This window comes from Luteitalea sp. TBR-22 (assembly GCF_016865485.1).
Lineage (GTDB): Bacteria > Acidobacteriota > Vicinamibacteria > Vicinamibacterales > Vicinamibacteraceae > Luteitalea.
Genome location: NZ_AP024452.1, coordinates 2,765,219 through 2,779,792, shown reverse-complemented (window position 1 = coordinate 2,779,792; position 14,574 = coordinate 2,765,219). Strand labels below are relative to the sequence as shown.

The following is a 14,574-nucleotide window of genomic DNA, read 5'->3' as shown; positions in this document are numbered from 1 at the left end:
GGAACGTGGGCACGATCCTTCACGACCGCTCGCTGTTGCCCGAGGGCGACAGCGACCTGCTCGACATGGTCCAGGACACCTACGACCGGGCGCGGCGCGTGCTCGGCCCGACCGACGCGCGGCGCTACATCCGGCTGCGCGAGGACGACCTGTATCGGCACCTCGAGGCCCTCGGGCTCGAGGATGGCGTGCCGCGCGTGAAGGCGGTGTACGCCGCCTTCTGGCGCCTGCACGCCGGCATGTGACGTCGGGTCCCCCCGGGCGACGGCTGGCCGCCCGTCACTTCACCTTCGCCTGGGCCACCAGCAGTCCGAGCAGGCGTGTGTACTCCTGTTCCGCGCTCGCGAAGGCCGCCGTGTACTCGGCCTCCGGGATCCTGGCCTTCCGCCACTGCCCGTCGAAGCTCACCGTGCGGCCGCCGATCGTCGCCACGTCCGGCGCCTGGTTCCTGGCCGGCTTGACCGCCAGTCCGTTGGCCAGCAGGTCCTCGATCACGACCTTGCCTTCGGGGACCGAGGCGGCGTGCAGGTCCTGGTACGCCTCCTGGTACTTCCTGGTGAGCACGCGCTCACGCAACAGCACGGGCGCCTTGTAGGCGGCCGACACCACCATCAGCTGCAGGTCGGGCAACAGCATCGCGGCGACGAAGCGGGTGGGGTCCTTGGGATCCTCGGCCGCGATGAAGCGTGGCGCGCCCGGGGCCCCCTGCGAGGCCAGCGCCGCCGACAGCTCCCTGGCGATGGCCGCCGTCCCGCCCCCGGCCGCCGGCTGCGCGGTCGCGCCTGCCGCGACCATGAGCCCCGAGCCGAGAAGCGCCATCGCCACTCGAGTTCCCCACTGGATCATCGCCATCTGCCTCCGAAGCCGGGTACGCGCGAGGCGCCCGGGAATGCCTTGATCAGCCGATGAAGAGCGCGTCGTCATCGTCGCCGGCTCCGGAGGAGGGCCGGCGCCGTGGGGCGCCCTTCCTGATCGATCCGACCGCGGCCCGCAGGGCCGAGGCCAGCGCCATCCCCTCACGAGCTGGCGCGACGACGGCATTCTGTACCACGGCGAGCGTCTGATCCATACGTCGGGCCGCGGAGGTCAGCGCGACGTCGGCCTTCTCGGCCTGCTGGACGGCGAGCGCCGAGAGGCGCGCGGCGTCGGCGCTGATGACCGTGAGCCGCTCCATCAGCGGCTGCATGCCCTGCTCGACGCGCTGCTCGAGGCGAGCGACACGCGCCTGCAGCTGCCGGGCCGCGATGGCCCCGGCGATGATGGCGCCGACCTGCACGATCGCCATCACGAGGCAGGAGATGGCGATGATGGCGAGCCAGAGACTTGACGAATCGTTCATAAGGTTCCCGGCCGTCGGCATTCGGCCGGCGGCCTTCGCGGCGCCCACTGCATCCCGAAGGCCGAAGACCGACCGACGAAGGCCCCCTGCGTCAGAAGATGCTGACCTTCACGTTGAGGTACTTCTTCGGGTCCTTCTTGATCTCGGCCAGCAGGCCACGCAGCTCGCTGACCGCGCCGTTCATGTTGTCGTACAGCTGCTTGTCCTGCAGCAGCTTGCCCGCCGTGCCCTCACCCTTGTTCAGGCTCGTGACCAGCGCGTCGAGCCGGTTGACGACGGAGTCGAGGCGATTATAGAGCGCGTTGTCGGTGAGCAGCTTGCCGGCCGTCCCCTCGCCGTTCTTGAGGCCGGCGGTCACCGCGCGCAGGTTCTCGGTCGTCGAGGTCAGCGACCGGGCCAGCGCGTCGTCCTTGAGCAGCGTGCCGAGCGTGCCGCGGCCCTCCGCGATGCCGGTGGTCACCTGATCGAGGTTGGCCAGCGCCCGCTCCAGGTTCTTGGCGGCGGCCTGGTTGGAGATGAGCGTCCCGGCCGGCCCCTTGCCATTCTTGATGGCCGACACCACGTCGTCGGTGGCCTTCACGACGGCGTTCAGCTGCAGGTACAGCTCGTCCTGCGTGAACAGCTTGCCGACGGTGCCCTTGCCAGCCCGGATGTCCTCGATGAGCGCCGTCGCCTGCGCCAGTGTCTGCGTGGCGTTCTCGGCGACGTCGGCGATCTGCCCGGGTGTCTTGGAGGAGCGGATGTAGGCCCAGTCCTTCAGCGGCACGCCTTCGCTCGACGCCGAGATGTCCACCGCGCCCTCGCCCAGCAGGCTCACCGACCCGATCTGCGCCACCGAGCGGTCGGTGATCTTGTTGGCGACCTCCGGCCTGATCCGCAGCACCACTTCGACCACCGCGCCGTCGAAGTACACGTCGTCGACCGCGCCGACGTTGACGCCGGCGAGCCGGACCACCGATCCCGAGGCCAGGCCGCCCGCGTTCGGGAAGCGCGTCTTGAGGTGGAACTTGCCGGAGAAGATGCCGGCGTCACCGCCGACGGCGAAGATCAGCATCGTCGCGAGGACGAACGCCGCGACGGCGAGGATGCCGATCTTCAGCTGGGACCAGGCGAGGGTACGTGTGCGTGGCATGTGTCAGCTCAGGAAAAGCTCGAGGTAGGGATCGCCCGTGGCGCGCAGTTCGCTCGCCGTGCCCTCGAAGTGGATCAGCCCCTCGCGGAGCATCACGAACTCGGTCTGGGCCAGCTTCTCGGGCGTGGCCGGCACGATCTGGACCTTGCCGTCGGGGCCGCGGACCGCCATCTTCTCGGCCACCCAGAACGCGTCGCGCAACTGGTGGGTCACCACCAGCGAACTCACGCCCTCGATGTCGCGCAGCTTGACGATCTCGTCGTCGATCGTGATGGAGGTGATCGGGTCGAGGCCCGTGGTGGGCTCGTCGTACAGCAGGATGCGCGGCTGGAACGTCATCGCCCGGGCGATGGCCACGCGCCGGCGCTGCCCGCCGGAGAGCTGCGAGGGCATCTTGTCGATGTGCTCCTCGAGCTCGACCCAGCCGAGCACCTCCTCGACGCGTCGGTGCACCTGATCGAGGGGCATGTCGCTCTCCTCGTACAGCTTGTAGCCGACGTTCTCGCGCACCGACAGGGAGTCGAACAGGGCCCCTTCCTGGAACACCATCCCGACGTCGTCGCGCACCTTCATCATGTCGGACTCGCTGAGCGTGTCGACGCGGACGCCGTTGACCCAGATCTTGCCGGCCTGCGGCTTGAGCAGGCCGAGGATCAGCTTGAGGATGGTGCTCTTGCCGGCGCCGCTGGCGCCCAGGAAGATCTTCGAGTACCCGGCGCGCAGCTCGAAGCTGATGTCCTTCAGGATGACGTTGTCGCCGAACGCGAGGAAGACGCGTTCGAAGACGATGACCGGTTCACCGGGCGTCTTGACCCGCGACAGGCGCGTTTCGAGGGGGGTCGGCGTGCCCATGATCAGTAGAGGGTCGAGATGAGGAACTTGGTGATGATGAAGTCGAGCACCAGCACGGCGACCGACCCGGCGACCACCGCCTGCGTGGTGCTGCGCCCGACGCCCTGCGTGCCGCCCGTCGTGCGCATGCCGACGAAGCAGGCGATGCTCACCAGCGCGAAGCCGAGGAACACCGGCTTGATGAGCCCCATCCAGATGTCCTCGATGTAGAGGGCGACCACGACGGAGTTCCAGTACACGCTGGAGGCGACCCGCAGCTGCGTCACCGTGATGATCCACGCGCCGACGATGCCGACGAAGTCCGAGATCACCGTCAGGATCGGCACCATCACGACGCCGGCCAGCACGCGTGGCAGCGCCAGCTTGCGCACCGGGTCGGTGCCCAGCGCGCGCAGGGCGTTCAACTGGTCGGTCACCGCCATCGAGCCGAGTTCGGCGGCGATGCCCGAGCCGACGCGTCCGGTGACCATCAGCGCCGTCAGCACCGGGCCGAGTTCCTTGATCATCGACGCGCTGATCAGCCGCCCGACCACCGAGCGGGCGCCGAACTGGTCGAGGGTCATGCCCGACTGGAGGGCCAGGACCGCCCCGGTGAAGCCACCGGTCAGCAGCACGACGGTGAGCGACCCGACGCCGATCGCGTCGAGTTGCTCCACCACGTCCCGCCAGTAGAAGGGTCGGCTGGTCGCCGCTCGCGCCAGCGCCACGCACAGCTTGACGTACTCCTGGACCTCCAGGACGGCCTTCTTGGCCCAGCCGGTGAGGATCAATTGCATCGGTGAGTCGTGGCAGGGCGTCGCGCGACGCTCAGGCCCCGGGCGCCTCCACGCCGGCCAGCGCCAACCCGGGCTGGCGCAGGGTCTTGATCTGGTCGCGGAGCGCAGCGGCCTTCTCGAACTCCAGGTTCGCGGCGGCGGCCCGCATCTCGGCCTCGAGCCGCGCGAGGTGCGACGCCAGCTCGCCCTCGGACCTGAACGCCAGCGCCGGCGACGGCGCCACCGGCACGGTCAGGTAGTCGTGCTCCTCCACCGCGCCCATGCCCTCGTCGATGGCCCGGCGCACGCTGGTCGGCGTGATGCCGTGCTGCTCGTTGTAGGCCTGCTGCACCTCGCGGCGACGGCCCGTCTCCTCGATGCAGCGCTTCATCGAGTCGGTCATCGCGTCGGCGTAGAAGATGGCGCGTCCCTTGACGTTGCGGGCGGCGCGGCCGACGGTCTGGATCAGCGAGCCGCTCGAGCGCAGGAAGCCTTCCTTGTCGGCGTCGAGCACCGCCACCAGCGACACCTCGGGGAGGTCGAGGCCCTCGCGCAGCAGGTTGATGCCCACCAGCACGTCGAAGGTGCCACGGCGCAGGTCGCGCAGGATCTCGATGCGCTCGAGCGTGTCGATGTCGCTGTGCAGGTAGCGCACGCGGACCCCGAGCTCGTGGTAGTACTGCGTCAGGTCCTCGGCCATCCGCTTGGTGAGCGTGGTCACCAGCACGCGCTCGCCCTGCTCGACCCGCGCGCGGATCTCGCCGAGCAGGTCGTCCACCTGCCCGCGCACCGGACGGATGTCGATCTCGGGATCGAGCAGCCCCGTCGGCCGCACGATCTGCTCCACCACCACGCCGCCCGACATCGTGAGCTCGTAGGCGCCCGGCGTCGCGCTCACGAACAGCTGCTGGCCGACCCGCGCCTTCCACTCGTCGAAGTTGAGGGGACGGTTGTCCATCGCCGACGGCAACCGGAACCCGTACTCGACGAGCACTTCCTTGCGCGAGCGGTCACCGGCGTACATGCCGCGGATCTGCGGGATCGTCTGGTGGCTCTCGTCGATGATCGTCAGCGCGTCGGGCGGCAGGTAGTCGAGCAGCGTCGGCGGCGGCGCGCCGGGCGGGCGACCGGTCAGGTGCCGGGCGTAGTTCTCGATGCCGTGGCAGTAGCCGATCTCCTGCATCATCGCCAGGTCGAACATCGTCCGCTGGTGCAGCCGCTGCGCCTCGAGCAGGCGGCCTTCCTGCTCGAGCTGCGTCCGGCGCTCGACCAGTTCGGCCTTGATCGTCTCGATCGCCGTCTTGGTGCGGTCGCGCGACGTCACGAAGTGGCTCTTGGGGTAGATGGCCACCTTGTCGTGACGACGGAGCGTGCCGCCGGTGAGCGGGTCGATGGTCGAGAGCTCGTCGATCTCGTCGCCGAACAGCTCGATGCGGACCGCCTGCTCCTCGTACGAGGGGTACACCTCGATGACGTCGCCGCGGACGCGGAAGGTGCCGCGCGCGAAGTCGGCGTCGTTGCGCTCGTACTGGATCTCGACCAGCTTGCGCAGGATCTGGTCGCGGCCGATCGCCTGCCCGCGCTCGAGGGGCAGCATCAGCCCGTAATACGCCTCCGGCGAGCCGAGGCCGTAGATGCACGACACGCTGGACACGATGATGACGTCGCGTCGCTCGAACAGCGACCGCGTCGCCGAGAGCCGCATGCGGTCGATCTCGTCGTTGATGATCGCTTCCTTCTCGATGTACGAGTCCGTGGCCGGCATGTAGGCCTCGGGCTGGTAGTAGTCGTAGTAGGAGACGAAGTACTCGACGGCGTTGTGCGGGAAGAAGCGCTTGAACTCCTGATAGAGCTGCGCCGCCAGGGTCTTGTTGTGCACCATGACCAGCGCCGGGCGGTTCACCCGGGCGATCGCATGGGCCATGGTGAACGTCTTGCCCGACCCGGTGACCCCCAGCAGCGTCTGGCAGGGGTCGCCGCGTTCCAGCCCCGCCACCAGCTCGTCGATTGCCCGCGGCTGGTCGCCCCGGAGTTCGAAGGACGAGACCAGCTGGAATCGATCGTACGTGGAGGGCATGGGTGCAGGACGGATGCGTATCCCGCGGATCGTACCATCCCCACCGACTTTCGTCGGTAACATCCGACGCAAGTGACGCTTACGAGACACGCGGCGCAGCCGCAGGGCTCGCCCTGAGCGAGCAGGAGGCAGGGCTTCGGGCCTGCCTCCTGCGAGTCGAAGCGCTACGGCCGCGCCGCCTGCGCCTCTTCCGGGCGCAGCACCGCGAAGTAGCCCTTCCGGGAGCGGATCTTGGCCGCCTTGAGGTCGGTGCGGTTCAAGCGCACCTCGAGCTTGCGCCAACGCCCGTCGTTGGCCTGGTTGCTCGAGACGTAGCCAAGCAGGTAGCGGCCGTTGACGTCGGCGAGCACCTGTTCGTAGGCCACGTCGATGTCCTTCTTGGTCCCGGGGAAGAAGGCCAGCCCGCCGGTCGCCTCGGCCAGCGCCTGCAACCGCATCCGCTGCTCGAGCTTCTCGCGCGCACCCTGGTTCTCCAGGAAACCGACCACGTAGACCGTGACGTCGGCAGCCTTGAGCGCGGTCAGGGCGTCGGAATAGGACATGACGCTGCGCGTGTCACCGCCATCGGTGAAGGCGACCAGCACCTTCTCGCCGGCCTGGAACGAGGTGCCGTCGAGGTAGACGCCGAGCGCATCGTACAAGGCGGTCCAGCCGTCAGGCTTGCGGTTGCGCAACCGCTCCACGAAGCGCGGGAAATCGGCCTGGCCGAAGCGCGCCACGCGCACCTCGGTGTCGAAGTCCACCAGGGTGATGTCCTCGGCGCGCGGCAGCATGTTGCAGAACCTGACGGCCGCGGTCCGGGCCATCGACAGGTCGGCCGACATGCTGCCGGAGGTGTCGAACAGCAGCCCGATGTGCAGCGGGGGACGCTCGGTGTCGGCCGCCCCGGCAGGCGTGAACAGCTGGAGATCCTGGGGCCGACCATCCTCGAGGATGGAGAAATCGGCCCGGTCCAGCGTCGCCACGGCCTGGCCGGCCTTGTCGACCACCGCCACGCCGAGCCGGACCGTGTCCACGCCGGACCGGAATGCCGGCTGGGCGCGGCAGGGAACCGCGAGCGCCCAGAGCGAGAGAGCTGCCGCCGTGACGAAACGTGTCGTCATGCCAACCTCCGTGGGGGTGCCGGTCAGTGTACTTCAAGAACCGGGAGCCTCCTGCCGATCGTCGGAAGAGTATAATCGTGGTTTGGCTCGTGGGGGCTGCCCCGAGGCAGGCCCCCACCCACGTCAAATGAAGGCCCTGGCCGTCTGTCAGAACGAGCTCGTGATGCGCACCCTGCATGGGGTGCTCAGTCCGACCTTCGACCTCGAGTTCCTGGTCGAGAGCCGCCCACTGGCGCGGCGCCTCGCCGAGGAGGGGCTGAAGGTGACGGTGACCGACTGCAGTCGGTGCGACTCCTACGTCAAGGTCGACCTCAGCCCGAGCACCTGCGTCATCGTCGAGGACACGGGGCGCAAGAGCCTCAAGCGGCTGATCGGGGCCGTGCGGGATGCGGGGGGCACGCTCACCTACGTGGTGTCGACCGGGCCCTCGACCAGGCGGGCCGACGAGGCCAAGGCCGCCTTCCCCGACATCTTCACCCTCACGCTCGCCGAACTGCTCGCCCCGCAACTGCACGCCGAGCTCGAACGCAGCGTCACCCGCGCCAGGGTCCTGCAGTACCAACGCTACTTCGCCGACGCCGACCGCGTCCTGATCCTCCTGCACAACGAGCCGGACCCCGACGCCATGGCCAGCGGCCTGGCGTTGCGCAACCTGCTGCGGCGGACCAAGACGACGGCCATCATCGGCGCCGTGCACGGCGTGAGTCGCCCCGAGAACGTCCGGATGGCCCACCTGCTCGACATCCAGGTCGAGAAGGTCACGGCCGAGCAGTTCGCCAGCTTCGACCGCGTGGCCACGGTGGACGTGCAACCGCACTACTTCGGTGGGCACCTCCCCCACGTGGACCTGGTGGTGGATCACCACCCCGAGCAACCCGGGTACTCGGCGGTCTTCAAGGACATCCGCGCCGACTACGGCTCGACCAGCACCATCCTCACCGAACACCTCCGGGCCGTCGACATGAACGTGTCCGAGCGCGTCGCCACCGCGATGCTCTACGCGATCAAGTCCGACACGCTGTTCTTCGCGCGCCACACCAACCGGCAGGACCTCGACGCCTTCACGTACCTCTACCCGCTGGCCGATGCGGCGCTGATCCGCAAGATGGAAGGCGCCGACATCACGCTCGAGCGCCTGCAGACGGTGGTCAAGGGCCTGTCGGACAGCGAGCTGCGGGGCGACCTGTTCTTCGCCAGCCTCGGCGCCGTCCCGCGCGAGGACTTCATCACCTACACCGCGGACTTCTTCCTGCAGCTCGAGGAGACCAAGTGGACCTTCGTCACCGGCGTCGTCAACGACGCCCTGGTGCTGTCGGTCCGCAACCTGGGCTACTCACGCAACGCCGGGGAGTTCGTGCGCAAGTACTTCGGCGAGCTGGGCAGCGCCGGCGGCCACCGGGCGATGGCCAAGGCCGTGGTGCCGCTCGAGGCCTTCGCGGCGCGCCACGGCGCACGCACGCCGAAGGAGATCAACCGCGTGATTGCCGGGATGGCCGATCAGTTCATCCACGACACGGCGGCGGCGAAGAAGGACGAGAAGACCAGCACGGCGCTCGTGCCGACCCACTGACCGCAATTTGAAATTCGAAATTTGAAATTCTCGGCGGCTTGGCCTCCGGCCTTCGCCGCGCACGGCGCAGCCGGCGCTCCAGAATTTGGAATTTCAAATTTCAGATTGCCAGGGCCTGATCGACGTCGGCAATCAGGTCGTCGAGCGACTCCAGCCCCACCGACAGCCGCACCATCCCCCGCGTCACGTCGGCGCGCGCCAGCTGCTCGTCGCTCCAGCCGTACTGCGAGGTGAGCACGGGCAGCCCGCACAGGCTCTCCACGCCGCCGAGGCTGGTGGCGCGCTTGAACACCTGCACGCGATCGAAGAACCGCGCCGCCGCCTCGAACCCGCCCGCCAGGTCGATCGTCACCATGCCGCCGAAGCCACGCATCTGCCTGACCGCAACCGCGTGATCGGGATGATCGGGCAGGCCCGGGTAGATGACGCGCGCGATCCCCGGATGCCCCGAGAGCGCCCGCGCCAGGCCCAGCGCGTTCTCGTTGTGTCGCGCCATGCGCACGTCGAGCGTCTTGAGCCCGCGCGCCACGAGGGAGGCCGCTCCCGGATCGAGCATCGCGCCGATCAGCCGGCGCGACGGCACGAGGCGCTCAACCAGTGCCTGCGATCCGATGATCGCGCCGGCCGTCACGTCGGAGTGCCCGTTGAGGTACTTGGTCACGCTGTGCATCACAAGGTCGACGCCGAGCGTCAGCGGCTGCTGGTTGTATGGCGTCCCGAACGTGTTGTCCATCACCGACACGAGCCCCGCCGTGCGACAGGCGGCGGCGACGCGGGCGATGTCCACGCAGCGCAGCGTCGGGTTGATGGGAGACTCGAACCACAGCAGCTTCGTCTTCGGCCCCATCACCGAGGCGGGGTCCTGCAACTGCTCCATGGCGACGAACCGCGCCGTCACGCCGAACCGGGGCAGGAACGAGTTGAGCAGGTGGAACGTGCCGCCGTAGACGGCTGCGCTGCAGATCACCTCGTCGCCCGCCGACAGCAGCCCGAGCAGCGTGCTCGCCACCGCGCCCATCCCCGAGCCGAACACCATCGCGGCCTCGCCCTGCTCCGCCGCGGCGAGCTTGGCTTCGAGAGCGACCAGCGACGGGTTCTCGTAGCGGGAATAGAAGTACTTGCCCGTGCCGCCCTCGATGTAGGCCTGCAGGTCGGCGGTCGAATCGACGATGAAGGTGGTCGTCTCGTAGGTGGGCGTCGTGAGCGGCGCCGCGAGCGGCTGCGCGCCCTCGGCGGTATGGATCAAGCGGGTCGCCAGGCCCTGGCGCGGCGTGGTCATGGTCAGGAGCTCCGGAACTTTAGAATTTCAGAATTTCAGAATTGGAGAATTGCATCACCTTCAGTAGAGCGTCGAGGCCTGAAGTGGTTCTGGCAATTCTGAAATTCCTGAACTTCTGCAATTGACTATGTGAGCGGCAGGTCGTCCACGATGGGAGCGGGCGCCGGCGGCGTCTCGATGGCCTCGGCGCTGCCGCCGACGATCGGCACGATGAACTGCGCGTACGCATCGTCGTAGCCGCGCCGCACCAGTTCCGACAGGGCGGCGCGTCGATCCGAGCGCGCGTCGTGCGCGCCGGCGAGGTCGAAGGGGCCGAGCGGATTGTGCGCCGGCTGCACGTGGTACACGCTCGTGAAGCGATCGAAGAACGCGGTGGCCGCGTCGCGCACGCTCGCGCTCTCGTGGCCCGCGATGGCCTGCCCCAACCAGGCGCGGGGATCGGCACGGCGCGCCGACAGCGCATGCGGCCCCGGCAGGGGCGAGGCCGCGCTCACGAGGATGACCTGCTCGGCACCGGCGGCCGACACTTCCTCGAGCAGGCGAACCAGCGACTCCGGCCGATCGGCCACCAGGTGGGTCTCGCCACGCCAGGCGCCGTCGATCGGAAAGGTCAACGCGTGCGGTTCGGCCGCCAGCGGCACGGCCAGGGCGGCGCGCAGGCCGTCCATCGCGAGGTCGCGACCGGCGCCCAGCAGGTCGATCACCTCGGTCGCGCGCACGCCAGCGGTGTCCTCGGCGAAGAAGCGCCGGCGCCACGAATCCTGCAGCGCGGCGAACACGAGGTCGCGCCGCGTGTCGAGGTCGTGCACGACCAGCAGCAGTTCAGCCGAGCCCGGCTGCCCGAGGCCCTCGCCGATCATCTCGACGTAGCGTCGGCTCAGCGCCCGGGCATCGCGCGCCTGCGCACCGCCGGCGGCCGGGCCCGTCCAGAGCGCCTGCGCGAAGTGGGTGAAGGCCTGCTGGCCGTCGAGCGGCGCCCCGAGGGCCACCCACCATGGCCGCCCCTCGACGCGCCGACGGCCGCGGCTGCGGACTCGGAGCACATATTCGCCCACCAGGAACAACCCGGCAAACAGCAGCGACAGGACGGCCACGCGCGGGATGACGCTGGCAAACAGGGTGTGATCGAAGGTGGCCGCGATGGCGCCGACGAACACGGCGGCGATCCGCCCGTCCCGGTCGAGGCCGCTCAGTTGCACGGCGTACGCCAGCGGGTACAGCAGCGCGGCGACCACCTGCACCAGCACCGGGACTGCCAGCACCAGGAAGCAGAGGGCCAGCGCCCAGCCGACGACGCGCCACGACAGCCGCCACGGATACAACCGCGCGGCGCGCCCCCCACTCCAGGCGCCGGACGGTTGCCACAACCGGGCACCGCCGTCCAGGGCGGCCAGCATGGCGCTGGCGGCGCCCATGCCACGCCCCGCCACCAGGTCGACCTTGACGCCGGCCTCGGCGAGCGCCTGCATGACGCCGGCGTGGTAGGCCCCGGCCGAGCCGGTGCCGGTGAACACCAGTGCAGTACGCAGCCGCGGCGCGTAGGGCGATCCCGGCGCGGAGGCGGCGCCGGGCTCGCTAGTCGTGAATGGTGGCGAGCTTGACGAGCTCGAAGACACGCTGGCCATTGGGGGTGGGCACGGTGACCTCGTCGCCCTCTTGCTTGCCGAGCAGGGCGCGGCCGATCGGCGAGGCCGTCGAGATGAGCCCCTTGGCCCCATCCGCGTCCTCGGGCATGACGAGCTGGTAGGTGATCGTGCCGCCGCCCTCTTCGCGCAGCGTGACCGTCGACCCGAACGCCACCTTCCCGTGCGGGAGACGGTCGAGGTTCATCAACGAGATGTCGGCCATGCGCTTCTTCAGCATGCCGATGCGTGCCTGCAGGAAGGACTGCCGCTCCTTGGCCGCCTGGTACTCGGCGTTCTCCCGAAGGTCGCCGAGCTCGCGCGCACGCTGGATCTCCTTGGGGAGCTCGGTCTTGAGCTCGCGGTCAAGGGCAGAGATCTCGTCCTCGAACTTCCTCAGCAGTTGCGCTTTGACTTCCAGGGCCACGGGCGTTCCAGCGCTGGCACGACGCGGTCCGACGCGAGCACCCGATTGTGCCGGCGTGACCGCGTGTATTGGGCCAACGACCGGGAAATCTTACCATAGGGGTTCTGCGCGGCCGTCCCGCGCGACCATGCCCGATTCCACGATCACCAGCCGTCGCCATCCGCTCGTCGCTCGCTGCCGCGACGCCGCCGACGGCCACGGCGACGACGTCCTGCTCGACGGTCCCCATCTGGTCGGCGAAGCCCTCGCTGGCGGGCTTGCCGTGTCGCTGGTCCTGGTCGCCGAGGGCGCCGAGGCTCGCTCCGAGATCGCGGCCCTGACGCGGCAGGCTGCCGCGCGCGGCGTCGGCGTGCAGCCGGTGACCCCGGCCGTGCTCGACGCGGCGAGTCCCACGCGCACGCCGGCCGGCGTCCTCGCGCTCGCTTCCCTCGTCCTGCGGTCGCCCGGCGAACTCCTCGCCCCGTCGCCGGCACTGGTCACCATGGCAATCGACGTCCAGGATCCGGGCAACCTCGGCGCGCTCGTGCGCAGCAGCGAGGCGGCTGGCGCCACCGGCGTGCTCGCCGCCGGCAGCAGCGCGCACCCGCTCGGATGGAAGGCGTTGCGCGGCTCGATGGGCAGCGCCCTGCGCCTGCCGGTGGCACGCGAGGCCTCGGTGCGGCACGCGGCCGACGCCCTGCGCGCCGCCGGCCTGCGCCTGGTGGCCCTCGACGCGCGCGCCACGCAGGACCTGTACGCCGCCGACCTCACCGGCCCCCTGGCGGTGTGCGCCGGCTCGGAAGGCGCGGGGCTTCCTGCCGATCTGCTCCGCGAGGCCGACCTGCGTCTGCGCATCCCGATGCGCGCCCCCGTCGAGTCGCTCAACGTCGCCGTCGCCACGAGCCTCGTGCTGTTCGAGGTGGCGCGACAACGTCGGGAGTCGGCACTCGGGAATCGGGAATCGCGGATCGGCGCGGGGCAGGCATGAGCGAGCCGTCGCTGTTCGGTCCACCGCCCTCCGACGCCGACGGTGGCACGGCGCCCCGCCCCTCCGGGCACGTCCCGCTGGCCGACCGCATGCGGCCCCGCACGATCGACGAGATCGTCGGCCAGCAATCCCTGCTCGCGCCGGGCCGACCGCTGCGCGAGGCCATCGATCGCGACGTGCTGCAGTCGGTGATCCTCTGGGGCCCGCCGGGCACCGGCAAGACGACGCTCGCACGGGCCATCGCCCAGGCCACCGCGGCGCGCTACGTGGCCTTCAGCGCCGTGCTCTCGGGCGTCAAGGACGTCAAGCAGGTGATGGTCGATGCCGCCGCCGCGCGGCAACGCGACGGCGCCCGCACCGTCGTCTTCATCGACGAGATCCACCGCTTCAACCGCGCCCAGCAGGACGCGTTCCTGCCGCACGTCGAGGCCGGCGACATCGTGCTGATCGGCGCGACAACGGAGAACCCGTCGTTCGAGGTCAACGCCGCGTTGCTGTCGCGGTCCAAGGTGTTCGTCCTGCAGTCGCTCACCCCGGAGGCGGTCGTCACGATTCTCGAGCGGGCCCTGCGCGACACCGATCGCGGCCTCGGCGCCAGCGGCGTCGACGTCGAGGAGGGCGTGCTGCAGGCGATCGCCGTGCACGCCAACGGCGACGCGCGCAGCGCGCTCAACCTGCTCGAGCTCGCCGTCAGCGTCGTCCCCGAGGCGGAGCCACGCGTGCTCACGCGCGAGCACCTGCAGCCGCTCGTCTCACGGCGCACGCTGCGCTACGACAAGTCCGGCGAGGAGCACTTCAACCTCATCTCGGCGTTCCACAAGTCGCTGCGCAACAGCGATCCCGATGCCGCCGTGTACTGGCTGGCGCGGATGCTGGAGTCGGGCGAGGACCTGATGTACGTCGCGCGGCGGCTCGTGCGCTTCGCCTCGGAGGACGTCGGCAACGCCGACCCGCAGGCACTGGTCGTCTCGATCGCCGCGCAACAGGCCGCGCACCTGCTGGGCATGCCCGAGGCCAACACGGCGCTGGCGCAGGCGGCCGTCTACCTGGCGACGGCGCCCAAGAGCAACGCCGTCTACGCCGCGTACAACGAGGCCGCCGAGGCGGCCCGCCGCGACGAAGCCGAGCCGGTCCCGCTGCACCTGCGCAACGCCCCGACGCGCCTGATGAAGCAGCTCGACTACGGCAAGGGGTACCAGTACGCGCACGACGCCGCCGACGCGGTGACGGGCATGGACTGCCTGCCACCGGCCCTCCAGGGGCGGCAGTTCTACAGGCCGACCGATCGCGGCTTCGAGAAGGAGCTCACCCGCCGCCTCGAAGGATGGCGGGAGATCAAGAAGAAGCGCCGCACGCCAGGTGCGTGAGCGTCCCCGGGTAGGGCGCGAGTATGAAGTGGCTGGCCGGGTCAAGGGCAGATCAGTCCCGTCGCGGGGGCGCAGGCCCCCGCG

General features: G+C 69.7%; 14 protein-coding genes. 4 read left to right on the top strand and 10 right to left on the bottom strand.

The features are described from left to right. The first annotated feature begins 5 nt into the window (after nucleotides 1-5). A complete protein-coding gene (locus tag TBR22_RS11370) occupies nucleotides 6-245 on the top strand; it encodes a hypothetical protein (RefSeq protein WP_239493103.1) in 240 nt (79 codons plus the stop codon). A gap of 34 nt (nucleotides 246-279) precedes the next feature. On the opposite strand, the gene TBR22_RS11365 is transcribed toward TBR22_RS11370, so the two are convergent. From TBR22_RS11365 to TBR22_RS11335, 7 genes are all read right to left on the bottom strand, one after another. Beyond that, nucleotides 280-846 (bottom strand): hypothetical protein, encoded by a 567-nt coding sequence (locus TBR22_RS11365; protein WP_239493102.1) that lies wholly within the window; start codon nucleotides 844-846, stop codon nucleotides 280-282. Between the two features lie 52 nt (nucleotides 847-898). Next, nucleotides 899-1,339 carry a hypothetical protein gene (locus TBR22_RS11360; RefSeq protein ID WP_239493101.1) on the bottom strand — a complete coding sequence of 147 codons (441 nt, stop codon included), beginning with the start codon at nucleotides 1,337-1,339 and terminating at the stop codon, nucleotides 899-901. A 91-nt stretch (nucleotides 1,340-1,430) separates the two neighbouring features. Beyond that, on the bottom strand, nucleotides 1,431-2,471 hold the full coding sequence (locus tag TBR22_RS11355) for an MlaD family protein (RefSeq protein WP_239493100.1): 1,041 nt from the start codon (nucleotides 2,469-2,471) through the stop codon (nucleotides 1,431-1,433). A 3-nt stretch (nucleotides 2,472-2,474) separates the two neighbouring features. Then, complete coding sequence (locus TBR22_RS11350; protein ID WP_239493099.1) at nucleotides 2,475-3,323, bottom strand: ABC transporter ATP-binding protein; 849 nt, start codon at nucleotides 3,321-3,323, stop codon at nucleotides 2,475-2,477. Nucleotides 3,324-3,325: 2 nt separating this feature from the next. Continuing rightward, nucleotides 3,326-4,099, bottom strand: a complete 774-nt coding sequence (locus TBR22_RS11345; protein ID WP_239493098.1) for an ABC transporter permease — start codon at nucleotides 4,097-4,099, stop codon at nucleotides 3,326-3,328. A 31-nt stretch (nucleotides 4,100-4,130) separates the two neighbouring features. Next, on the bottom strand, nucleotides 4,131-6,155 hold the full coding sequence (gene uvrB, locus TBR22_RS11340) for an excinuclease ABC subunit UvrB (protein WP_239493097.1): 2,025 nt from the start codon (nucleotides 6,153-6,155) through the stop codon (nucleotides 4,131-4,133). 164 nt (nucleotides 6,156-6,319) lie between these two features. Beyond that, nucleotides 6,320-7,258, bottom strand: coding sequence for a VWA domain-containing protein (locus TBR22_RS11335; protein ID WP_239493096.1), 939 nt, complete (start codon nucleotides 7,256-7,258; stop codon nucleotides 6,320-6,322). Nucleotides 7,259-7,421: 163 nt separating this feature from the next. Between TBR22_RS11335 and TBR22_RS11330 the strand changes: the two genes are divergently transcribed. Continuing rightward, nucleotides 7,422-8,828, top strand: a complete 1,407-nt coding sequence (locus tag TBR22_RS11330) for a bifunctional oligoribonuclease/PAP phosphatase NrnA (protein ID WP_239493095.1) — start codon at nucleotides 7,422-7,424, stop codon at nucleotides 8,826-8,828. 100 nt (nucleotides 8,829-8,928) lie between these two features. On the opposite strand, the gene TBR22_RS11325 is transcribed toward TBR22_RS11330, so the two are convergent. The 3 genes from TBR22_RS11325 to TBR22_RS11315 form a co-directional block, all read right to left on the bottom strand. Then, the gene (locus TBR22_RS11325; protein WP_239493094.1) at nucleotides 8,929-10,107 is read right to left on the bottom strand and encodes a PLP-dependent aspartate aminotransferase family protein; all 1,179 of its coding nucleotides are present in this window, start codon (nucleotides 10,105-10,107) and stop codon (nucleotides 8,929-8,931) included. Between the two features lie 125 nt (nucleotides 10,108-10,232). Continuing rightward, the gene (locus TBR22_RS11320; RefSeq protein ID WP_239493093.1) at nucleotides 10,233-11,621 is read right to left on the bottom strand and encodes a hypothetical protein; all 1,389 of its coding nucleotides are present in this window, start codon (nucleotides 11,619-11,621) and stop codon (nucleotides 10,233-10,235) included. 61 nt (nucleotides 11,622-11,682) lie between these two features. After that, nucleotides 11,683-12,156 carry a transcription elongation factor GreA gene (locus tag TBR22_RS11315; RefSeq protein WP_239493092.1) on the bottom strand — a complete coding sequence of 158 codons (474 nt, stop codon included), beginning with the start codon at nucleotides 12,154-12,156 and terminating at the stop codon, nucleotides 11,683-11,685. Between the two features lie 127 nt (nucleotides 12,157-12,283). Here TBR22_RS11315 and TBR22_RS11310 point away from each other — a divergent pair, with 127 nt between their 5' ends. Together TBR22_RS11310 and TBR22_RS11305 are read left to right on the top strand one after the other, a co-directional pair. Next, complete coding sequence (locus TBR22_RS11310) at nucleotides 12,284-13,123, top strand: RNA methyltransferase (protein WP_239493091.1); 840 nt, start codon at nucleotides 12,284-12,286, stop codon at nucleotides 13,121-13,123. 89 nt (nucleotides 13,124-13,212) lie between these two features. Continuing rightward, nucleotides 13,213-14,490, top strand: coding sequence for a replication-associated recombination protein A (locus tag TBR22_RS11305; RefSeq protein ID WP_370651514.1), 1,278 nt, complete (start codon nucleotides 13,213-13,215; stop codon nucleotides 14,488-14,490). Nucleotides 14,491-14,574 lie beyond the last annotated feature (84 nt).